Origin of the sequence: Streptomyces colwelliae (assembly GCF_048158785.1) — a bacterium.
Lineage (GTDB): Bacteria > Actinomycetota > Actinomycetes > Streptomycetales > Streptomycetaceae > Streptomyces.
Genome location: NZ_JBLTJC010000173.1, coordinates 1 through 21169, shown reverse-complemented (window position 1 = coordinate 21169; position 21169 = coordinate 1). Strand labels below are relative to the sequence as shown.

22 protein-coding genes, 1 tRNA gene, 1 pseudogene and 1 riboswitch are annotated in these 21169 nt (G+C 68.5%); of the genes and pseudogenes, 16 read left to right on the top strand and 8 right to left on the bottom strand.

Going from position 1 to position 21169, the window contains the following annotated elements; translation table 11 throughout:
• Positions 1-101 (top strand): annotated as a pseudogene (locus tag ACNFOC_RS30585) (sigma factor); the annotation flags it as partial.
• A 291-nt stretch (positions 102-392) separates the two neighbouring features.
• Positions 393-1145 (top strand): MBL fold metallo-hydrolase, encoded by a 753-nt coding sequence (locus tag ACNFOC_RS30580; protein WP_033286049.1) that lies wholly within the window; start codon positions 393-395, stop codon positions 1143-1145.
• A gap of 65 nt (positions 1146-1210) precedes the next feature.
• Here ACNFOC_RS30580 and ACNFOC_RS30575 read toward each other — a convergent pair whose 3' ends face one another.
• Both ACNFOC_RS30575 and ACNFOC_RS30570 read right to left on the bottom strand, forming a co-directional pair.
• Entirely contained in the window at positions 1211-2461 is a 1251-nt protein-coding gene (locus ACNFOC_RS30575) for a PTS transporter subunit EIIC (RefSeq protein WP_416962292.1), read from the bottom strand.
• Positions 2462-2676: 215 nt separating this feature from the next.
• Complete coding sequence (locus ACNFOC_RS30570) at positions 2677-3969, bottom strand: PTS transporter subunit EIIC (protein WP_416962291.1); 1293 nt, start codon at positions 3967-3969, stop codon at positions 2677-2679.
• Positions 3970-3984: 15 nt separating this feature from the next.
• On the opposite strand from ACNFOC_RS30570, the gene ACNFOC_RS30565 reads away from it, so the two are divergent.
• The 4 genes from ACNFOC_RS30565 to rdgB all read left to right on the top strand — a co-directional run bounded on the left by ACNFOC_RS30565 (position 3985) and on the right by rdgB (position 6435).
• Complete coding sequence (locus ACNFOC_RS30565) at positions 3985-4344, top strand: PTS sugar transporter subunit IIB (RefSeq protein ID WP_281169871.1); 360 nt, start codon at positions 3985-3987, stop codon at positions 4342-4344.
• Positions 4345-4483: 139 nt separating this feature from the next.
• Positions 4484-5221, top strand: coding sequence for a ribonuclease PH (rph, locus tag ACNFOC_RS30560; RefSeq protein WP_363098882.1), 738 nt, complete (start codon positions 4484-4486; stop codon positions 5219-5221).
• A gap of 155 nt (positions 5222-5376) precedes the next feature.
• Positions 5377-5790, top strand: a complete 414-nt coding sequence (locus tag ACNFOC_RS30555) for a hypothetical protein (protein ID WP_416962290.1) — start codon at positions 5377-5379, stop codon at positions 5788-5790.
• Positions 5791-5832: 42 nt separating this feature from the next.
• Complete coding sequence (rdgB, locus tag ACNFOC_RS30550) at positions 5833-6435, top strand: RdgB/HAM1 family non-canonical purine NTP pyrophosphatase (protein ID WP_416962289.1); 603 nt, start codon at positions 5833-5835, stop codon at positions 6433-6435.
• A gap of 41 nt (positions 6436-6476) precedes the next feature.
• Here the strand turns inward: rdgB and ACNFOC_RS30545 are convergent.
• The 3 genes from ACNFOC_RS30545 to ACNFOC_RS30535 form a co-directional block, all read right to left on the bottom strand.
• Positions 6477-6559 (bottom strand) — tRNA-Leu (locus tag ACNFOC_RS30545).
• Positions 6560-6572: 13 nt separating this feature from the next.
• Entirely contained in the window at positions 6573-7250 is a 678-nt protein-coding gene (locus ACNFOC_RS30540) for an HNH endonuclease (protein ID WP_416962288.1), read from the bottom strand.
• Positions 7247-7900: an HNH endonuclease signature motif containing protein gene (locus tag ACNFOC_RS30535; protein WP_416962287.1), complete on the bottom strand. Its 654-nt coding sequence runs from the start codon at positions 7898-7900 to the stop codon at positions 7247-7249. Before ACNFOC_RS30535 ends, ACNFOC_RS30540 begins: the two co-directional genes overlap by 4 nt.
• A 156-nt stretch (positions 7901-8056) precedes the next feature.
• Here ACNFOC_RS30535 and ACNFOC_RS30530 point away from each other — a divergent pair, with 156 nt between their 5' ends.
• The gene (locus ACNFOC_RS30530) at positions 8057-8593 is read left to right on the top strand and encodes a GNAT family N-acetyltransferase (protein WP_416962286.1); all 537 of its coding nucleotides are present in this window, start codon (positions 8057-8059) and stop codon (positions 8591-8593) included.
• A 12-nt stretch (positions 8594-8605) separates the two neighbouring features.
• Here ACNFOC_RS30530 and bcp read toward each other — a convergent pair whose 3' ends face one another.
• Positions 8606-9073 carry a thioredoxin-dependent thiol peroxidase gene (bcp, locus tag ACNFOC_RS30525; protein WP_416962285.1) on the bottom strand — a complete coding sequence of 156 codons (468 nt, stop codon included), beginning with the start codon at positions 9071-9073 and terminating at the stop codon, positions 8606-8608.
• Between the two features lie 94 nt (positions 9074-9167).
• Here bcp and ACNFOC_RS30520 point away from each other — a divergent pair, with 94 nt between their 5' ends.
• The 3 genes from ACNFOC_RS30520 (at position 9168) to sugE (ending at position 10422) form a co-directional block, all read left to right on the top strand.
• Complete coding sequence (locus tag ACNFOC_RS30520; RefSeq protein WP_416962284.1) at positions 9168-9515, top strand: DUF3618 domain-containing protein; 348 nt, start codon at positions 9168-9170, stop codon at positions 9513-9515.
• Between the two features lie 56 nt (positions 9516-9571).
• On the top strand, positions 9572-9928 hold the full coding sequence (locus tag ACNFOC_RS30515) for a GroES family chaperonin (RefSeq protein ID WP_026150372.1): 357 nt from the start codon (positions 9572-9574) through the stop codon (positions 9926-9928).
• A 63-nt stretch (positions 9929-9991) separates the two neighbouring features.
• Positions 9992-10067, top strand: a riboswitch (guanidine-III (ykkC-III) riboswitch).
• A gap of 34 nt (positions 10068-10101) precedes the next feature.
• On the top strand, positions 10102-10422 hold the full coding sequence (gene sugE, locus ACNFOC_RS30510) for a quaternary ammonium compound efflux SMR transporter SugE (protein WP_366490540.1): 321 nt from the start codon (positions 10102-10104) through the stop codon (positions 10420-10422).
• 30 nt (positions 10423-10452) lie between these two features.
• Here the strand turns inward: sugE and ACNFOC_RS30505 are convergent, their stop codons facing one another.
• Positions 10453-12885 (bottom strand): transglycosylase domain-containing protein, encoded by a 2433-nt coding sequence (locus tag ACNFOC_RS30505; protein WP_416962283.1) that lies wholly within the window; start codon positions 12883-12885, stop codon positions 10453-10455.
• 223 nt (positions 12886-13108) lie between these two features.
• Here ACNFOC_RS30505 and ACNFOC_RS30500 point away from each other — a divergent pair, with 223 nt between their 5' ends.
• From ACNFOC_RS30500 to ACNFOC_RS30485, 4 genes are all read left to right on the top strand, one after another.
• The gene (locus tag ACNFOC_RS30500) at positions 13109-13909 is read left to right on the top strand and encodes an ABC transporter permease (protein WP_416962282.1); all 801 of its coding nucleotides are present in this window, start codon (positions 13109-13111) and stop codon (positions 13907-13909) included.
• 25 nt (positions 13910-13934) lie between these two features.
• Positions 13935-14756 (top strand): ABC transporter permease, encoded by an 822-nt coding sequence (locus ACNFOC_RS30495; protein WP_416962293.1) that lies wholly within the window; start codon positions 13935-13937, stop codon positions 14754-14756.
• Positions 14757-14758: 2 nt separating this feature from the next.
• On the top strand, positions 14759-15736 hold the full coding sequence (locus ACNFOC_RS30490; protein WP_416962281.1) for an ABC transporter ATP-binding protein: 978 nt from the start codon (positions 14759-14761) through the stop codon (positions 15734-15736).
• 103 nt (positions 15737-15839) lie between these two features.
• On the top strand, positions 15840-16697 hold the full coding sequence (locus ACNFOC_RS30485; protein ID WP_416962280.1) for a DUF1707 SHOCT-like domain-containing protein: 858 nt from the start codon (positions 15840-15842) through the stop codon (positions 16695-16697).
• 50 nt (positions 16698-16747) lie between these two features.
• Here ACNFOC_RS30485 and ACNFOC_RS30480 read toward each other — a convergent pair whose 3' ends face one another.
• Positions 16748-18109: an SGNH/GDSL hydrolase family protein gene (locus tag ACNFOC_RS30480; RefSeq protein ID WP_416962279.1), complete on the bottom strand. Its 1362-nt coding sequence runs from the start codon at positions 18107-18109 to the stop codon at positions 16748-16750.
• A 106-nt stretch (positions 18110-18215) separates the two neighbouring features.
• Here ACNFOC_RS30480 and ACNFOC_RS30475 point away from each other — a divergent pair, with 106 nt between their 5' ends.
• Positions 18216-19568, top strand: a complete 1353-nt coding sequence (locus ACNFOC_RS30475) for a DUF445 domain-containing protein (RefSeq protein WP_416962278.1) — start codon at positions 18216-18218, stop codon at positions 19566-19568.
• Between the two features lie 78 nt (positions 19569-19646).
• On the top strand, positions 19647-21169 hold a 1523-nt coding region (locus tag ACNFOC_RS30470; RefSeq protein WP_416962277.1), incomplete at its 3' end, for an MFS transporter.

The window sequence follows — 21169 nt, the reverse complement described above, 5'->3', positions numbered from 1 at the left end:
GACTGGTGCGCCGGGTCGTGCGCGACCCGGCGCAGTCCGAGGAGGTGGCCCAGGAGGTGCTGTTGGAGATGTGGCGGTCCGCCGCCCGCTTCGACCCCGGCCCCCACCCGTCCACCAGCGTGGCGACCAGCGCCAGCAACATCACCGCCGCCAGCGCGAGCCACCACGTCATGTTCATACGAACGACCGTACCGGCGCGCAATCCAAGCCGCGCGCCCTCTTATGAACCCCACGCGCCCCGGTTCCAGCCGAACCGGTGACACCACAGGTGAGTTCCCCCACAACAGCCCTTGGCGGAGGAGCGACCGGCCCTTTTGCGCCTTACGCTCGACGGACCGCACGACCCCCGTCACCCAACTCCAGAAGTTCCCGCCAGCGGAGGTTTCTGCTTTATGAAGCTCACCGTCGTCGGCTGCTCGGGGTCGTTCCCGTCCGCGGAATCGGCCTGTTCGAGCTACCTCGTAGAGGCCGACGGCTTCCGGCTGCTCCTCGACATGGGCAACGGCGCCCTTGGCGAGTTGCAGCGCCACTGCGGTCTCTACGACCTCGACGCGATCTTCCTCAGCCATCTGCACGCCGACCACTGCATCGACATGTGCGCGTACTTCGTCGCGCGCTACTACCGCCACGACGGCGGCCGCTGCGACCCCATCCCGGTCTACGGCCCCGAGGGCACCGAGCACCGCCTGACCACGGCCTACGCCGACACCCCCACCGCCTCCTCCATGAGCGAGGTCTTCGACTTCCACACGGTGAAGCCGTCCACGTTCGACGTCGGCCCCTTCACCGTGCACACCGAGCGGGTCCGCCACCCCGTCGAGGCGTACGGCATCCGCGTCGAGCACGGCGGGCGGTCCCTGACGTACTCCGGCGACACGGGCGTCAGCGAGTCCCTCGACGAACTCGCCCGGGACACCGACCTGTTCCTGTGCGAGGCCGCGTTCACGCACGGCAAGGAGAACATCCCGGACCTCCACCTCAACGGCCGCGAGGCCGGCGAGACGGCCACCCGCGCCGGCGTCCGCCGCCTGGTCCTCACCCACATCCCCCCGTGGACGGACCCCCAGGCCAACCTGGCAGACGCGCGCGAGGTCTACGCCGGACCGGTGGAACTGGCGGCGCCGAGAGCGTCGTACGAGATCTAGTTCTACGTGCGCGAAGGCCCCGGCACCAACTCGGTGCCGGGGCCTTCGTCATGGCCGTGCGGGGATCACGCCTTGGTGAGGTCCTCGAGCTCCTCCTCGGGCTCGCGGCCCGGGGTGGGGAGGTTCCACTTGGTGATCGCGAAGCGGAAGACGAAGTAGTAGATGGCGCCGAAGACCAGACCGATCGGGATGATCAGCCAGGGCTTGGTGGCGAGGTTCCAGTTGAGGGCGTAGTCGATGAAGCCCGCGGAGAAGGTGAAGCCCGCGTGGACGCCGAGCGCCCAGGTGATCGCCATGGACAGGGCGGTCAGCACCGCGTGGATCGCGTAGAGCACCGGGGCGATGAACATGAACGAGAACTCGATCGGCTCGGTCACACCGGTCACGAAGGACGTCAGCGCGAGCGAGATCATCATGCCCGTGACGGCCTTGCGGCGCTCGGGGCGGGCGGTGTGCGCGATGGCGAGCGCGGCGGCCGGCAGGCCGAACATCATGATGGGGAAGAAGCCCGACATGAACTGTCCGGCGGTCGGGTCACCGGCGAAGAAGCGGGTCAGGTCACCGTGGACGACCGCGCCGGTGGAGTCCTTGTAGTCGCCGATCTGGAACCAGGCCACCGAGTTGACGAACTGGTGCATGCCGACCGGGATCAGACCGCGGTTGATCAGACCGAACAGACCGGCACCGAACGCGCCGAGACCGGTGATCCACTCGCCGAAGTTCGAGATGCCCTCACCGATCGGCTTCCAGATGAGGCCGAAGAAGACACCCATGATCGTGCCGACGAAGGCCATGATGATCGGCACGAGACGGCGGCCGTTGAAGAAGCCGAGCCAGTCGACCAGCTTGGTCCGGTGGAACTTCTGCCACAGCACCGCGGAGAGCAGACCCATGATGATGCCGCCGAGGACACCGGGGTTGTTGTAAGTCGCGGGTACGTCCGCGCCCTTGAGGATCTGCGCGTCGGTGACGGGGAAGGCCTTGAGCACATTGCTGTAGACGAGGAAGCCGACGAGCGCCGCGAGCGCGGTGGAGCCGTCGGACTTCTTGGCGAAGCCGATCGCGACACCTATACAGAACAGCAGCGGCAGGTTGTCGAAGATCGCGCCGCCGGCGGTGGCGAAGACGGCCGTCACCTTGTCCGGCAGATGCAGCTTGTCGTGGATGTCGGACTGACCGAACCGGAGCAGGATGCCCGCCGCCGGAAGCACAGCGATCGGGAGCTGTAGGCTGCGACCGATCTTCTGTAGGCCCTGGAACAGGCCGGATCCCCACTTCTTCGCGGGTGCCGCCGTTGGCGCGGTGGCAGTGCTCATGGACTTCCTCCATCGGGTGGTGGTCTACACCACTCAGTGGTGTAGACCTGTTGTAGCAGATGAAGTCCGCATAAAGGAACCCGCGAATCCTGCGACCGAATCGCTACGCGACGTACACGACGACGTGCACGGTGAAGCACATGAAGAAGGGCCCCCGGACCGATGGTCCGGGGGCCCAACTCGCTTGCCCTGCCTGCCTGTTCCGTCAGGTTCCGTCAGGCTTTGGTGACGTCCTCGCGCTCGTCCTCCGGCTCGCGCCCCGGCGTCTTCAGGTCGAACTTCGTGATCGCGAAACGGAAGACGACGTAGTACACCGCCGCGAAGCACAACCCGATCGGAATGATCGCCCACGGTTTCGTCGCCAGGTTCCAGTTGATCGCGTAGTCGATCAGACCCGCCGAGAAGCTGAACCCGTCGTGCACCCCGAGCCCCCAGGTCACCGCCATCGACACCCCGGTCAGCACCGCGTGCACCGCGTAGAGGACCGGCGCGATGAACAGGAACGAGTACTCGATGGGCTCGGTGATGCCGGTCACGAACGAGGTCAGCGCGACCGAGAGCATCAGACCGCCCACCTCCTTGCGCCGGCTCGGCTTCGCGCAGTGTGCGATCGCGAGCGCCGCCGCGGGCAGCGCGAACATCATGATCGGGAAGAACCCCGAGGTGAACTGCCCCGCGTTCGGGTCGCCCGCCAGGAACATGTTGATGTCACCGTGCACCACCGTCCCGTCCGGCTTCGTGTAGCTGCCGAACTGGAACCAGATGGGCACGTTCAGGAACTGATGCAGCCCCACGACCAGCAGCGCCCGGTTGGCGAGACCGAACACCCCCGCGCCCAGCGCACCCCGCGCGCTCAGCCAGTCGCTGAAGTGCTCAAGGCCGGTACCGATCGGCGGCCAGACCCACAGAGCCACCGCCGCCACCGCGATCGCCACGAACGACATGATGATCGGGACGAGACGGCGGCCGTTGAAGAAGCCGAGCCAGTCCACCAGCTTCGTACGGTGGTAGCGCGCCCAGAAGAACGCGGTCAGCAGCCCCAGCACGATCCCGCCGAACACCCCGGGATTCTGGTACGTGAACGCCGAGACCGAGTGGTCGGCGGCCTGGCACCCGATGCCGGGCACCACGTTCGTGCCGCCCGTGCAGTCCTTCGGGAACTGGCGCAACACGTTGTAGTAGACGAGGAAACCGACGACTCCGGCCAGCGCCGTCGACCCGTCCGACTTCTTCGCCATCCCGATCGCGACACCCACACAGAACAGCAGCGGCAGCCCGAGCTGCCCGTCGAGAAGCGCCCCGCCCGCACCCGCCATCACCTTCGAGACATTGGTCCACCCCAGCCCGTCGTCCCCGAACACGTCCGGCTGCCCGAGCCGGTTGAGGATGCCGGCCGCCGGCAGTACGGCGATGGGGAGTTGGAGACTGCGGCCCATCTTCTGCAACCCCTGGAACAAGTTGTTCCAGTAGGTGCGCCCAGGACGGGCGGCGGCACTGTCGGCACTCATGGACGCCCCTCGGTAATGTGGTGTAGACCAGTTGGCGACGTGATCGTCACCATCATTCGGCACGCACGACATGACCGCTCGCGAAGCTGGGCCAACTGTGGGTTACTGCGACAAAGCGGTTCGGATCAGGGAGAGAACAACATGGCCACCAAGGCTGAGAAGATCGTTGCCGGGCTGGGCGGCATCGACAACATCGAAGAGGTCGAGGGCTGCATCACCCGCCTGCGCACCGAGGTCAAGGACCCGGCCCTGGTCGACGAAGCCGCCCTGAAGGCGGCCGGCGCCCACGGCGTCGTCAAGATGGGCACGGCCATCCAGGTCGTCATCGGCACCGACGCGGACCCGATCGCGGCGGACATCGAAGACCTGATGTGAAGCGCGGGAATCGTTCCCGGCTTTGACCCGAGCGTCGACCCCGACTTCACCCACGGCGTCACACGCTGAGGGGCTCTTCCCACCGCGGGAAGAGCCCCTTCCCCATGTGCGGGCCGGACCTACCACTAGGCTCTTCGCCATGTCTCGCATCGACGGCCGAACCCCCGAACAGCTCCGCCCCGTCACCATCGAACGCGGCTGGAGCAAGCACGCCGAGGGCTCCGTCCTCGTCTCCTTCGGCGACACGAAGGTCTTCTGCACCGCCTCGGTCACCGAGGGCGTCCCCCGCTGGCGCAAGGGCAGCGGCGAGGGCTGGGTCACCGCGGAGTACTCCATGCTGCCCCGCGCCACCAACACCCGCGGCGACCGCGAGTCCGTCCGCGGCAAGATCGGCGGCCGCACCCACGAGATCAGCCGCCTCATCGGCCGCTCGCTCCGCGCGGTCATCGACTACAAGGCCCTCGGCGAGAACACCATCGTCCTCGACTGCGACGTCCTCCAGGCCGACGGCGGCACCCGTACGGCGGCCATCACCGGCGCGTACGTCGCGCTGGCGGACGCCGTCGCCTGGGCCCAGGGCAAGAAACTGATCAAGGCCGGCCGCCAGCCCCTGACCGGAACGGTGAGCGCCGTGTCGGTCGGCATCGTAGGCGGAGTCCCGCTCCTGGACCTCTGCTACGAGGAGGACGTCCGCGCCGAGACCGACATGAACGTCGTCTGCACCGGCGACGGCCGCTTCGTCGAGGTCCAGGGCACCGCCGAGGCCGAGCCCTTCGCGCGCGACGAACTCAACGCCCTCCTCGACCTCGCCGTCGCCGGCTGCGACGAGCTGACCGCCGTACAGCGAAAGGCACTTGAGGCCGCGCTGGAGAAGTAAGAGGCTTGGGCAGTCAGGTAAAGGGCGCACCAAGGCCGTACCAAGAGAGGCGGGCCGCGGGGGCAACCCGGCGGCCCGCCCCCGCGTCCCTACGCATACGGAACGGAAACGGGGAGTGGCCGCCGAGGCCCGCCCCACGGGGAGGAAACCGAACCATGGCCGCCGCAAGCCGACGAAGCCGCAGCAGTCGCCGCCGTATCGCCATAGCCGCCACCGTCGCGGCGATCGGCCTGACCGCCGGCCTCGCCACCGGCTGCGACGCCGTCGACAAGGCCCTCGACTGCGTCCAGACCGCCGACACCATCGCCGACAGCGTCACCGGCCTCCAACAGGCGGTGGAGAACGCGGCCAACGACCCCACCCAGACCGACCAGTCCCTCAACTCCATCGAGAAGGACCTCGACAAGATCGGCGACAAGACCGACAACGCCGACGTCAACAAGGCGGTGGACGACCTGAGCGAGGCGGTCGACAACGTCCGTACGGCCGTCAAGAACGGCGACGACACCCCCGACATCAGCCCGGTCACGGACGCGGCGGGCGAATTGACGAAGGTCTGCACGTCGTAGGCGTCTCATAGGCGTGTGGCGGAGGTTGGGATACTGAACGGCATGACACGCCTGATCCTCGCCACCCGCAACGCCGGGAAAATCACCGAACTGAGGTCGATCCTCACCGCCGCGGCCCTGCCCCACGACCTCGTCGGCGCGGAAACCTACCCCGACATCCCCGACGTCAAGGAAACGGGCGTGACCTTCGCGGAGAACGCCCTCCTGAAGGCCCACGCCCTGGCCCAGGCAACGGGCCTCCCGGCGGTCGCCGACGACTCGGGCCTGTGCGTGGACGTGTTGAACGGCGCCCCGGGCATCTTCTCGGCGAGGTGGGCGGGCCGTCACGGCGACGACCAGGCCAACCTGAACCTGCTCCTGGCCCAACTCTCGGACATCGCGGACGAACACAGGGGCGCCCACTTCGCCTGCGCGGCGGCCCTGGCGTTGCCGGACGGCACGGAACGGGTGGTCGAGGGCCAGCTGCGGGGACGGCTGCGCCACACCCCGGTAGGCACGAACGGCTTCGGCTACGACCCGATCCTCCAGCCGGAGGGGGACACGCGGACGTGCGCGGAACTCACGGCGGAGGAGAAGAACGCGATCAGCCATCGGGGGAAGGCGTTTCGGGCGTTGGTGCCGGTGGTTCGGGAGTTGTTGGGCTGAGACGACGGAGGGGCCGTCCTTGCGGACGGCCCCTCCGGGCGTGCGGCCGATGGGAGTCGAACCCACATGGGCAAATGCCCCGAGGCACCTAAAACCTCTGCTTATACCATTCAGCAACGGCCGCGTGCCCGACCATGCTACCGGGGATGTGCGCGACTGCGGCTCCCTCCTCTGCACCAGGTGCTGGTGACCGCGTGACAGTTGGGGCAGAGCAACCGAAGGTTCTCGCGCCGGTCGTCACTCCAGTCCCCGTTGATGTGATCGACCTCCAGTGTCATGGGCTTGCCGAGCCACTCGGGACCGATCCCGCATTCGGCGCACACCTCTGGTGCACCTACCTCCAGGAGCGCCCGACGCAGCAGGTGGGTTCTCGTTCGGCGACTGCCGTCGTGCTGGACGAGGATGTTCTCGGCGCGTCGGAGAAGCACGCCGCCTGACTGACCTCGCTGGTGCGCCTGTCCCAGAAAGTGGGAGGTGTCGAGGTCGTCTTCCGCCAGCCATTGGCGGAGCAGCGTGCGCAGTCTGCTGTTGTACGGCTCCATCCCCAGGGCGCGGAGCGTGTCCGCGATGGACGTGGCTCCCTCGACGGCGTCGCGCAGTTCGTCGGTGGTCGGTTTGGTCGGCGCCGCGTTCGATCGTCTCTGCCGTGGCATGTGGGAGACATCGATTCCGAAGTGGTCGAAACGCCCAAAGAGGTGGCGGCGAAGTTTGCCGTAGGGCTGCGTACCGAAGAAGGTGATGACCTGGTCGATGTCGGAGCAGCGTGCGGCGGCTTCGGTCAGTCGCTCGCGGGTGTACTGCACAGCGCTGCTCATGAGGTGCCGCCTTTGCCGCGTCCCTTTCCACGCCCCCGGTAACTGTCGGTCGTCGAATGGCAGTTGGGGCACAGGAACCGCAGGTTCTCGATGCGATTGTCGCGCCAGTTGCCGTCGATGTGATCGACCTCCAGCGGGAGCGGATGTCCGCGCCAGACCGCTTCCGCCCCGCACAGAGCGCACCGCTCCTGCATTCCCGACGCCTTCATGGCCCACTTGAGCCGATCGCTAGGGATGCGCCGAGCCTGACCGATCGGCTGCTCGACGAGTAGTCCTTCAGGTGTCCGAGGACGCCAGGCTTCGCCGCGCCGGCTCGGCATCCGAAAGTGCGAGGTGTCGATGTCGTACGCCTTGATACGACGGCTGATGTGCGTGTGATGTCCGCCCACGACCTCCAGCCCGAGACTCCGCAGTACCTCGCACATGTTCGTCGACGCCGAAACGGCCGCCTGGAGGATCTCCTTCGTCCACTTCACCCCCTCCCGCTCGAAGTGGGAGACGTCCACCCCCAGGTTCTTCATCCGCCCAAGGACATAGCGCCGCGTCGAACTCCTCGGATCCACCCCCAACCGCTCCAACGCCTCGGACAACGTCCGAGCCCCCTGAGCCGCCTTCTCCAGCCGCTCCCGCGAATACGCGCTGACTCCCACCGTTTCCCCTCCGATCTCGACCACACGTTCGTGGCCTCGAACGGAGTAACGAGCTGCTTATCGGACAGTCACGCCCGAAACGTAAAGCGGTTGGTAGACTGCAAGTCGCTGAAGCCTTCCAGGAACGGACCCTTGTCCACCCGGGAGGCTTTTTTCATGACCTCTTTCATGGCGGCACCACATGTACTCGTACGACCAGCCACCCCCGCCGACCGCCCCACCGTCGAGCGGCTCTGGCTGATGTTCCGGCATGACATGTCCGAGTTCGGGACACGCGAGCGACTTCAACTGCCCAACCCGGACGGCACGTTCCGCAGTGAGCGGGTGGACGCGGCGTTCGACGGCAGGGGTGGGGACTGGGCGCCGTATCTCTTCGTGAGCGGTGAGCGGCCCGTCGGGTTCGCGTTCGTGCGGGGGCTCGGCTCGGACACCCGTGTGCTCAACAGTTTCTTCGTCGTCCGCGGGGTCCGGCGGGCCGGGGTCGGGCTGCGGGCCGTGCGGGATGTCGTCGCGCGGTATCCGGGGGACTGGGAGGTCGCGTTTCAGGACGGCAATCCGGGGGCCGTGGCGTTCTGGCGGCGGGTTGGCGGCGACCTCGCCCCGGAGGGCTGGACCGAGGAGCGCAGGCCGGTGCCGGGGCGGGCCGACCTGCCTCCTGATGTGTGGGTCTCGTTCAGGTACGGAGGTGCGTAGAGACCTGGTCGGCTAGATGCCCAGGTCCTTGATGATCTTCGCCACGTGGCCCGTAGCGCGCACGTTGTACAGGGCGTGTTCGACCTTGCCGGACTCGTCCACGATGATCGTGGAGCGGATCACGCCCATGTAGGTCTTGCCGTAGTTCTTCTTCTCGCCGAAGGCCGCGTAGGCGTCGAGGGCCTTCTTGTCGGGGTCCGCGAGGAGGGTGACCTTGAGGTTCTCCTTGTCGCGGAACTTGGCGAGCTTCTCCGGCTTGTCGGGGGAGATGCCGATGACGTCGTAGCCGGCGCCCGTCAGCAGTTCCAGGTTGTCCGTGAAGTCGCAGGCCTGCTTGGTGCAGCCGGGGGTCAGCGCCGCCGGGTAGAAATAGACGATGACCTTGCGGCCCTTGTGGTCGGCGAGGGAGACCTCGTTGCCGTCGGCGTCGGGGAGCGTGAAGGCGGGGGCAACGTCCCCGGGCTGGAGTCGTTCACTCATCGCGCTAGCGTAACCGGGGGTGCTGACAGTGCACTCCGCGCGAGAGCTGACAGACTGTCCGGCACAAGTACCAGCAGACTTCGGAGGCCGTACGGTGACGGACACGTCGAACACGCCGGACACCAGAACCCCGGCGCAGATCGAGGCGGACATCAAGCGCCGCCGCGATGTCCTCGCCGACACCCTCGACGAGATCGGGGTGCGGGTGCACCCGAAGACCATCGTGGGCGACGCGAAGGCCAAGGTCGCGTCCAGCGTCGATCACACCCTCGGCAGGGCGTACGTCGGCGTCAACCGGGTCGTGAGTGACGTCAAGGGTCAGTTCGTGGACGAAGAGGGTGCGCCGCGCGTCGAGCGGATCGTTCCTGTCGCTCTCGTCGCCGTCGGCGTCGTGGGGCTGTTCGTCCTCGGGTCCCGGCGTCGTAGCGGTCGTAAGGGCTGAAACCGTGGGTGACCCGCCCGCGTACGGACGGGTCCTGGGCAGGTAGGTTCGTGGGCGTGAGCGCCAAGAGAGACGAGCAGAGCACCCAGCACGACAAGCTGCCCATCCGGATGCTGCACGACCGTGTGCTCGTGCGGCAGGACAAGAGTGAGGGCGAGCGGCGTTCGGGTGGCGGGATCCTGATTCCCGCGACGGCCGCGGTGGGGCGGCGGCTGGCCTGGGCCGACGTCGTCGCGGTGGGCCAGAACGTGCGGACCGTGGAGCCCGGCGACCGGGTCCTGTACGACCCCGAGGACCGCGCCGAGGTCGAGGTGCGCGGGGTCGCCTACGTCCTCATGCGTGAGCGTGATCTGCACGCGGTGGCCGCCGACCGGTTCGAGGGGTCCGAGGACTCGACCGGGCTGTATCTGTAGGTCGCATACCTGTCGTACGAAGCCTCGAAGGGGCTGGTGACCATGGTCACCAGCCCCTTTTGCCGTTCCTTTGCTACGTTGGAAAGGAACCCGACGAGACGCGCCGTACCGGGACAGCGACACGGAAAGACGACGCACCCCCGTTCAGTACGTACGTCTCGGAGGTGCCTGTCATGGCCTGGGTTCTGCTCGTCGTCGCCGGTCTGCTCGAAGTCGGCTGGTCGATCGGGATGAAGTACACGGACGGCTTCACCCGGCTCGTCCCCAGCGTGCTCACCGGCGCCGGCATCGTCGCCAGCATGCTGTTGCTGTCGTACGCCGCGAAGTCGCTGCCCATCGGTACCGCCTACGGCGTGTGGGTCGGGATCGGTGCGGCGGGGGCGGCGGTGCTCGGCATGGTGGTGCTGGGGGAGCCTGTCACCGCCGCCCGGATCTTCTTCGTGTCCCTGCTGCTGGTCGCCGTCGTGGGGCTGAAGGCGACCTCCGGTCACTGAGACCGACGGTCGCCTTCTCTACGCCTGCGGTCACTCCTTCTTACGGCCCGTGCTCTGTGGGCCCGCCGTCGTCCCTCCGGTTGTCGTGCCGTCGGTGGTGCCGTCCGTGGTGGTGCCTGTCGTGCCGCCCGTCGTCGTGGTGCCGCCGTCCGTGGTGGTGCCCGTGGTGCCGCCGTCGGTGGTGGTCGTGCCGCCGTCCGTCGTCGTGCCGCCCGTGGTCGTGGTGCCCGTCGTGCCGCCGGTCGTCGTGGTGCCGCCGTCCGTGGTGGTCGTGCCCCCGTCGGTCGTGCCGCCCTGTGTCTGGCCCTGGTCGCCCTGGCCGCCGGTGGTGGTCGTGCCGCCGTTGTCCTGGTTGCCCGTCGTCGCGGGCTGGGTGGGCTGGAGGGTCGGGGGTGCGACGGTCTCGGCGCCGTCCTGGAGCTGGAGGTCGAAGTCGCTCGCCTCGGTGCCCTTGAGGGCGGACTTGGTGAACTGGGCCCAGATCTCGGCGGGCGCTCCGCCGCCGTTGACACGTTCGAGGCCCATCACGCCGTAGAGCGACTTGTGGGCGGCGGTGGTCGGGTCCTGGCCCATGACCGAGACGACCGTCGCCAGGTCGGGGGTGTAGCCCGCGAACCAGGCGGCTGTGTCCTCCTCCGCCGTGCCGGTCTTGCCGGCCGCCGGGCGGTCGGCGCCCTGGGCCGCGGTGGCGGTGCCGTTGTCGACGACGCTCTGGAGGACCGAGGTCGTGGTGTCGGCGGACTCGCGGCTCACCGCGCGGGTGGTCTTCTGGGCCGGCAGCTCGATGTCGCTCGTGCCGTCCTTGGTGATCTTCGAGATCATCGTGTACGTGTGCCGCTCACCGTGGTTGGCGAGCGTGGCGTACGCCTCCGCCATGTCGAGGACGCTCGCGGTGGACGGGCCGAGCGCGATGGACGGGGTGGCGGTCAGGTCGGGGGTGTCGGACGGGATGCCGAGGGCGACGGCCGTCTGCTTCACCTTGTCGGGGCCCACGTCGACCGCCATCTGCGCGTACACCGAGTTGACGGACTTGTCCGTCGCCGTACGGACGGTGATGTCGCCGTAGGAGACCTCGTCCTCGTTCTCGGGGGCGTAGGAACCGCCGTTCCAGCCTTCCACGGGGCGCTTGTTGGTGCCGTCGTAGTAGGTGTTGGGCGTGATCGTCTGGCCGTCCTGGGTCTGGGAGTCGTTCTGGATGGCCGAGGCGAGGACGAACGGCTTGAAGGTGGAGCCCACTTGGAAGTCGCCGCGGGTCGCGCCGTTCGTGTACTGCTTCACGTAGTCGATGCCGCCGTACATCGCGACGATGCGGCCGGTCTTGGGGTCGACCGAAGCGCCGCCCGCGCGCACGTAGTTGTCGACCTTGCGGCTCTTCTTGTCGAGTTTGGACATGAGTTGGTCGTTGACGGCCTTCACGAAGGCGTCCTGCTTGCTCTTCTGGAGGGTGGTGGTGATGCGGTAGCCGCCGGCTTCGAGGGTGTCCGCGTCGATGATCTTGTTGGTGGTGAGGTAGTCCTTGATCGCGCCGACGATGTAACCGCGCTGCCCGGACATGCTCGTCGAGGCCGTCGCCTCCTTCGGCATGGGGAACTTCATGCCGGCGCGCGCGGACTCGGTGAGCCAGTGCTGCTTGACCATGCCGTCGAGGACGTAGTTCCAACGGGCCACCGCCGCGGCCTTGTTCTCGGGATGCGCGACGACGTCGTACTCGCTCGGCGCGTTCAGCAGTGCGGCGAGGTAGGCGCCGCGGCCGGCGTCGAGTTCGGTGGCGTCCTTGCCGTAGTAGGCCTGGGCGGCGGCCTGGATGCCGTAGGCGTTGCGGCCGAAGTAGCTGGTGTTGAGGTAGCCCTCCAGAATCTCGGACTTGGACTCCGTGCGGTCCAGCTTGATCGAGATGAAGAACTCCTTCACCTTTCGGGTGACGGTCTGTTCCTGGCCCAGGTAGTAGTTCTTGACGTACTGCTGGGTGATTGTGGAGCCGGACTGGGTGCCCTTGCCCGTCGCGGTGTTCCACGCGGCGCGGACCATCGCCTTCGGGTCGACGGCCGACTCGGAGTAGAAGTCCCGGTCCTCGGCGGCCAGTACGGCGTGCTGGGCGTTCGCGGAGATCTGGTCGAGGCCGACGCTCTCGCGGTTGACCTCGCCGTCGCGGGCCAGTTGGGAGCCGTCCGCGTAGAGGTACACGTTGGACTGCTTGGTGGCGAGCGCGTTGGCCGGCGGGATCTTGACCATCGAGTAGCCGAGGTAGAACGCGCCGATCAGCAGCGCCACGAGCGCGACGATCCCGGCGAGCGTCATGCGCCAGGTCGGGATGATCCGGCGCCAGCCGGTGCGCTTGGGCCGCTTGGGCTTCTTGGGCTTCCCGCCGTCGGGCGCTCCGGGCGCCTCGGGTGCGGCAGCCGCTTCCGGCTCTCTCGGTGCCCAGCCCTGGTTCGGCTGCTGCGGCTGCGGCTGGTCGCTCATGTCGTGCACGGACTCCTGTTTCGCGTCGTACGGTCCCCTACGCCCTCGCGTACGTTCCTGTACGGCCTTGTGCGCTTCTGCGCCCCCAGACGAAGACTCTCGCACCATGCGTTCCGTTCCCGCCGATCGGCACGCACTTGCCCGGAAAATGCGTGGCGTGCGTCACCACCTGCGGACTAGGCTCCTGCGCTTCGGTGTCAAGACGGGGAGGAGGGTGATTTCTGTGGGCGCTGGGCGGTTGTACGCGGCCGTCGCGGCGGGGGGTTTCAGGCGGTACGCGACGTACCGGGCGGCGACGCTCGCCGGGGTGTTCACCAACACGGTCTTCGGTGTGGTCCTCGTCTACACGTATCTGGCGCTGTGGGACGAGCGCCCGCATCTCGGGGGGTACGACCAGGCGCAGGCGGTGACCTATGTGTGGCTGGGGCAGTGTCTGTACGCGACGCTGGCGATCCAGGGCGGCGGGTTCGAGAAGGACCTGATGGAGCGCATCCGCACGGGCGACATCGCCGTCGACCTGTACCGGCCGGCCGACCTCCAACTGTGGTGGCTGGCGAGCGACTTCGGGCGGGCGCTGTTCCAGCTGGTGGGCCGGGGAGTGATCCCGTTCGTGTTCGGCTGGCTGTTCTTCCCGATGGCGCTGCCCTCGGACGTCATGTCCTGGGCGGCTCTCCTGGTGGCGCTGCTGCTCGCGATCCTCGTCAGCTTCGGCATCCGCTATCTCGCGGCGCTGAGCGTGTTCTGGCTGATGGACGGCACGGGCATCAACCAGGCCATGATGATCCTGGGGATCTTCTGTTCGGGCATGGTGCTCCCGCTGAACGCCTTCCCGGGCGTGCTGGGCGATGTCGTACGCGCGTTGCCGTGGGCGGCGCAGATCCAGATGCCCGCGGACGTGCTGATGGGGAAGACCGATCCGCTCGACGCGTACGCCTTCCAGGCGACCTGGGCGGTGGTGCTGCTCACGGCGGGGCGGCTGATGCAGTCGGCGGCCACGCGGAGGGTGGTGGTGCAGGGTGGTTGAGACGACCCGCCGGAGCGAGTACCGGATGGAGGAACTCCCGCGCTGGCGCGAGGGGTTGCGGGCCTACGGGATGATCGCCGGGATGTGGATCCGGTCGAGCATGGCCTACCGCGCGTCCTTCGTCATCACGGTGTTCGGCAACCTGCTGGTGACCGGCCTGGACTTCGTCACGATCCTGCTGATGTTCTCGCAGGTCCACTCGCTGGGCGGCTGGTCGCTGCCCGAAGTGGCCTTCCTGTACGGCCTGTCGGCGACCGCGTTCGGCATCTCCGACCTGGTCCTCGGCTCGATGGACGTGCTCGGCGCCCGCATCCGCGACGGCTCTTTCGACACGCTGCTCGTGCGCCCGGCGCCGGTGCTGGCGCAGATCGGCGCCGACCGGTTCGCGCTGCGCCGGCTGGGCCGGATCACGCAGGGCGGCTTGGTGCTGGGGTACGCGCTGCTCCACATCGACGTCAACTGGACTGTCGGGAAGCTGCTGTTGGTGCCGGTGATGCTGGTCTGCGGCGCGGCGATCTTCGGGGCGCTGTTCGTGGCGGGCGCGGCCTTCCAGATCCTGGCGCAGGACGCGGCCGAGGTGCAGAACGCGTTCACGTACGGCGGGACCACGCTGTTGCAGTATCCGCCGGCCGTGTTCGGCAAGGACTTCCTGCGGGGCGTGACCTTCATGCTGCCGCTCGCCTTCGTCAACTGGGTGCCCGCCTCCTATGTGTTGGGGCGGCCCTATCCGCTGGACCTGCCGGCGGGGGCCGCGTTCGCGTCGCCGCTGGTGGCACTCGCCTTCTGCGCGCTGGCCGGGCTGGCGTGGCGGGCGGGGCTCAAGTCGTACCAAAGCACGGGGAGTTGAGCGTGACAGAGCAGGCGTTCATTGAACTGGACCGCGTCGAGAAGGTCTTCGACGTGCGCAAGAAGACCGGGTTCCTGAAGCGGGAGCGGCGCCAGGTGCGGGCCGTCGACTCGATCTCCTTCGGTGTGGCCCGCGGTGAGATGGTCGGCTACATCGGTCCGAACGGTGCCGGGAAGTCGACCACCATCAAGATGCTGACCGGCATCCTCACCCCGTCCGGGGGCCGGCTGCGGGTCGCCGGCATCGACCCGTCGCGCGAACGCACCCGGCTCGCGCACCGCATCGGCGTGGTGTTCGGGCAGCGCACGACGCTCTGGTGGGACCTCCCGCTGATCGACTCGTACAAGCTGATGCACCGCATGTACCGCATCCCGGACGCCCGTTACGCCGAGAACCTCGACCGCTGTGTCGAACTCCTGGAACTGGGCGCCCTGTTGGACGTCCCCGTACGGCAGCTCTCGCTGGGCCAGCGGATGCGCGGTGACATCGCGGCGGCCCTGCTGCACGACCCCGAGGTGCTCTACCTCGACGAGCCGACCATCGGCCTCGACGTCATCTCCAAGGCCAAAGTCCGGGAGTTCCTGCGGGACTTGAACGCCGAGCAGGGCACCACGGTCCTCCTCACCACCCACGACCTCCAGGACATCGAGCAGTTGTGCTCCCGCGTGATGGTCATCGACCACGGGCGTCTGATGTACGACGGCCCCCTCGCCGGGCTGCACGAGGCGGGCGAGAGCGAGCGGACGCTCGTGGTGGACCTGGAACGGGAGTTGCCCCCGATCGAGGTGCCGGACGCGCGGGTCGTGAAGGTGGAGGGCCCCCGGCAGTGGCTGGCGTTCCCGGCGTCGGAGTCGGCGGCTCCACTGGTCGCGCGGATCGCGGCGGAGTACCCGATGGTGGACCTGTCGGTGCGGGAGCCGGACATCGAGGCGGTCATCGCGAAGATGTACGCCGAGCAGGCGGAGAAAGCGGTGTCGTGAGAGGCGGGGGCGGCGGTCTGGTGGCCCCGCGTGAAGCGACCCCGTAGCGCTTCGTGAAATGAGCTCATAGCCCTGCGCGGAGTGACCTCGTAGGCTGCTCTGTATGACCGACGACGCAGTCCCGGAGCTCCGCGCATCCGACGCCGACCGTGAGCGAGTCGCCGAGGTGCTGCGCGACGCCGTCGCCGAGGGCCGCCTCGACATGGAGGAGTTCCAGGAGCGTCTGGAGGCGACCTACAAGGCGCGGACGTACGGCGAACTCACCCCCATCACCCGGGACCTGCCGGTCGCCGGGGTCACCCCGCCGCCGGTGAACATGGTCAAGGAGCCGGTGGACAGCGGGAGTTGGGCCGGGCGGATCGTCGGCGGCGAGGGCTCCTCGACCGGTGCCGTGGCCATCATGTCCGGGTTCCAGCGCAAGGGACGCTGGACGGTCCCGAAGCGGTTCACCTGCTTCTCCTTCTGGGGCGGCGGCGAGATCGACCTGCGCGAGGCGAACTTCGCGGACCGCGAGGTCGAGATCAACTGCATCGCGATCATGGGCGGCGCGCAGGTCATCGTGCCGCCTGGCGTCGAGGTCGTCGTCCGCGGCATCGGCATCATGGGCGGCTTCGACCACAGCCAGGAGGGCGTGCCGGGCGACCCGGGCGCCCCGCGCGTGATCGTCACCGGCTTCGCCTTCTGGGGCGGGGTCGGCGTGGAACGCAAGGCGACCCGGGCGGAACGCCAGCGCCTCAAGGAGGAGCGGCGCCAGGAGAAGCTGGAGCGCGGCTCGTCCGCCAAGCAGCTCTACGGCTCCCACCACGACGCCCTGTCGGGCCTGCACGACGCCCACCGCGAGGCCATGGACGAACACCGCGACGCGATGCGACGCCGGCATGAGGAGCGCAGGGAACGGCACGAGGAGCGACGCGAGCGGCACCGGGAGCGGCGGGAGCGCAGGCACCGGGACTGGGACTGAGTTCCTGAGGTTTCCGGGAGGGCGCTGAGCCGCCGCCTCACCACGGGGACCTACAGCTGGGCGGGAACGGCTCCCTCGAGGTCCGCCAGGTCGATCGTGCGGCCCATCTTCCGGTAGCCCCGGTCGCTGGGGTGGAGATGGTCGCCCGAGTCGTACTCCGAGGCGAACCTGCGCGGGGCGTACGGGTCGCGGAGCGCCTTGTCGAAGTCGACGACGGCGTCGTAGACCGTGCCCTTCCTGATCGCCGCGTTGACCTGCTGGCGTACGGTCTCCCGGGCCGCCGTGTACCGGAAGTAGTTGCCGAAGGGCATGAGGGTCGCGCCGATGACCTTGATGCCGCGGGCGTGGGCCTGGCGGACCAGGGTGCGCAGGCCTGCGAGGACCTGGTCGGCCTGCGCGCCGTGCAGGACGTCGTTGACGCCGAGGTCGATGACGACGACCTTGACGTTCGGGCGGCCCAGCACGTCACGGGTGAAGCGGACGAGGCCGCTCTGGTTCATGGCGGGGCGGCCGGTGAGGCTCGTGAGTATCTGGTTGCCGCTGATGCCCTCGTTGACGACGCTGTAGCGCGGCACGTCCTGCCCGGCGGCCACGGCCGCGCGCAGCCGCTGCGAAAAGGCGTCGGGCCAGCGGCGGTTGGCGCTCTCCGTCGAGGTGGAGCCGTCGGTGATCGAGTCGCCGAACGCGACGACCGTGCCGTCCGCCTGGTCGCTCAGCACGTCCACCGCGGTCAAGTAGCGCCAGACCGCGGTGCGTTCGCGGTACGGCGTGCCGGTCGCGTCCTCGGCGTGGTCGCCCTCGGCGAGGTAGGAGATCTGCCGCGCGTACGGGTGGTAGGTGGCCGGTCCCGACGCGGTGGGGGAGTAGGTGGTGACCAACAGGTCGGCGCCCGAAGGGACTTGGAGGCGTACGGCGTCGCTGAGGGTCTGCCGCCCGGCCGGGATGGTGACCGAGGTCGCGCCGCCGAAGGTGAGCCGGCGCATGGTGCCCTCGGCCGCGGCGGAGTTGTTGTGGGCGGCGGCGACGGCGATCGAGGCGTGCGTGAGGGTGAGCGGGGACCGGCCGTAGAGGTTGGAGAGGGTGATCCGGGCGCCCGTCCCGCCGGCGCTCGTGTGGACGAGGTTGCGCACCGAGCGGCCCGCCATGCCGGTCCGCTCCGTGCCGGTCTCGCCGCCGACCGGGGCGGCGGCCCAGGCGCCCACCCAGGTGCCGGCGGAGGCGGGGGCGGCGGAGTTGCCGCCGGAGCGTGAGCCGGCGGAGTTCTTCCCGTCGTCGGCCCGGCTTCCGTCGCCTGCGGAGGCACCGACGTATATGCACACGGAAAGGACCACGATCAGGGTGATGATCGCGGACAGCAGGGCACGCTGTTGTGTGGGGGACACCCCCACGCCCTCATCACGTCGCTTGGTCACGCGGTGCGGATCTCCTCGGGTGAGTGGCGGGGCCCTGCCATTTTGCCCGATCGGGTGACTGCGGGAACTCCTGTTCCGTTCCGGGAGTCGGTCAGGAAGGGACAATATGTACGGTACCGGCGAACGGGTGGAGCGGATGGAACGTACCGAAGCGGGGGCGGTGGCGGGCACCGGTAGTGACGGGTCCCGCCGCACGATGACCACGTTCAGCGCGGCCGACCAGGAGCGACAGCGCGGCGTCCGCCGGATGAAACTGACGGCACTCGCCCTGTTGCTCTTCGTGGCCGTCGTCTACGTGCTCGCGAAGTGGGCGTCGGACTCGGGCGCCGGTCCCTGGGCGGACTATGTCGCCGCGGCGGCCGAGGCGGGCATGGTCGGCGCGATGGCCGACTGGTTCGCGGTCACGGCCCTCTTCCGCCGCCCGCTGGGCCTGCCCATCCCGCACACCGCGATCATCCCCACCAAGAAGGACCAACTGGGCGTATCCCTGGGCGAGTTCGTCGGCGAGAACTTCCTCTCCGAGGAGGTCGTACGACAGCGCCTGCACGCGGTCGGCATCGGCAGCCGCCTCGGCGCCTGGCTGGCCGTACCGGACCACGCGGACCGCGTGACGGCCGAGCTGTCGGCGGCGCTGCGCGGCGCCCTCACCGTCCTGCGGGACTCCGACGTCCAGGCGATCGTCGGCGAGGCGATCACCCGCCGCGCCGACGCCCAGGAGATCGCGCCCGGGATAGGGAAGATGCTGGAGAAGATCGTCGCCGACGGCGGTCACAAACGGGTCGTCGACCTGGTCGTCTCGCGTGCGCACGACTGGCTCGTCCTGCACGACGAGCAGGTCATGGACGCGGTCGAGGGCGGGGCGCCCGGCTGGACCCCGAGGTTCGTCGACAAGCGGATCGGCGAGCGCGTCTACAAGGAGCTGCTCCGCTTCGTCACCGAGATGCGCGACATGCCCTCCCACCCGGCCCGCGGTGCCCTGGACCGCTTCCTCGGCGACTTCGCCGCCGACCTCCAGTCCGACACGGAGACCCGCGCGCGCGTGGAGCGCCTCAAGGGCGAGGTCCTCGGCCGCGGCGAGGTCCAGGACCTGATCGCCAGCGCCTGGACGTCCGTACGCTCGATGATCGTGTCCGCCGCCGAGGACGAGCGCAGTGAGCTACGGCTGCGGGTGCGGGCCTCGCTGCTGTCGCTGGGCGCGCGGATGGCCGTGGAGCCGAAGCTCCAGGCGAAGGTCGACGGCTGGGTCGAGGGCGCGGCTGTGTACGTCGTGACGACCTACCGCAAGGAGATCACCTCCCTGATCACGGACACGGTGGCCGGCTGGGACGCCGAGCACACCACCCGGAAGATCGAGGCGAACATCGGCCGTGACCTTCAGTTCATCCGGATCAACGGCACGGTGGTGGGGTCGTTGGTGGGTTTGTTGATCTATACGGTGACGCGGTTGGTGGGGGTGTAGGGGCGCGTGTGGGCGCGGGTGTAGGGGCCGATTCGCCGGGGCACCCGGAGGGGGTTCGCTCGACGAGGAGGGGCCCTGATGGCTGGTGCGAGTGCGAGTGCCGACACCCCGGCGGGGAGCGACAGCCGGACGATCACTTCGTCCATCCCGGCTCGGCTCGACCGCCTCCCGTGGTCCCGCTGGCACTGGACGATCGTCATCGGCCTCGGCACCGTGTGGATCCTCGACGGCCTGGAGGTCACGGTCGTCGGCAACATCGCGAGCCGCCTCTCCGAGCCCGGCAGCGGGCTGCCGATCAGCTCCGGCCAGGTCACCGGTATCGCGGCGGCGCTGTATGTGGCGGGCGCGTGCGTGGGCGCCCTGTTCTGGGGCCACCTCACGGACCTCTACGGCCGTAAGAAACTCTTCATGATCACGCTGGTCGTCTATCTGGCGGCGACGGCTCTCACCGCGGCCTCCTTCTCCACCTGGTGGTTCTTCACGTTCCGCTTCCTCACCGGCTTCGGCATCGGCGGCGAGTACGCGGCGATCAACTCCGCGATCGATGAGCTCATCCCGGCGTACTGCCGGGGCCGCGTGGATCTGATCATCAATGGCAGTTTCTGGGTGGGCGCGGTGGGAGGTTCGTTGTTGTCGATCGTCGCGCTGAACACCGACATCTTCGCGGCGGACGTGGGTTGGCGGCTGGCCTTCGCGCTGGGCGCCGTGCTCGCCCTCGTCATTCTTCTCGTACGACGGCATGTGCCGGAGAGCCCGCGTTGGCTGCTGATCCACGGGCGGGATCGGGAGGCGGACGAGGTGGTGACGTCGATCGAGCGGCGGATCGAGGCGGAGCAGGGGTGTGAACTGCCGCCTGCGGAGGGCGAGATCACCATCCATCAGCGCAGGAGTGTCTCGTTCGCGGAGATAGCCCGCACGATCTTCCGTGACTATCCGAAGCGTGCGACGCTGGGCTTCTCGCTTTTCATCGGCCAGGCGTTCCTCTACAACGCGATCACCTTCGGCTTCGGCGCGATCCTGACGAAGTTCTTCAACGTGCCTACGGGCAACACCGGTTACTACTTCGCGGTCATCGCGGTCGGCAACTTCCTGGGCCCGCTGCTGTTGGGCAGGCTCTTCGACACGGTCGGCCGGCGGGTGATGATCTCGTCGACGTACCTGCTCTCGGGGTTGTTGTTGTTCGGTACGGCCTGGTTGTTCGACCGGGGATCGCTGAGCGCGGCCACGATGACGGCGTGCTGGTGCGCGGTCCTGTTCTTCGCGTCGGCGGGCGCGTCCAGCGCGTATCTGACGGTCTCGGAGATCTTCCCGATGGAGACCCGGGCGATGTCGATCGCCTTCTTCTACGCCGTGGGTACGGCTGCGGGTGGCATCAGCGGGCCTCTTCTGTTCGCGAGGGTGGCGGCGGACTGCTGTTGGTCGGCGGCCTCGACGGGCGTGGAGGAACGTTGTCGTGGCGGTGCCGCCACGGGGCGAAGCTGCGGCGGCGGGCGGATGGAGATGGCCGAGGTCGCGCTGAAAGTGCCGTACGTCCAGGTGCTGTTGACGACGTACGGGGTGTCCGAGGAGGAGACGGACGCGTTCGTCGCGCTCACCGAGGA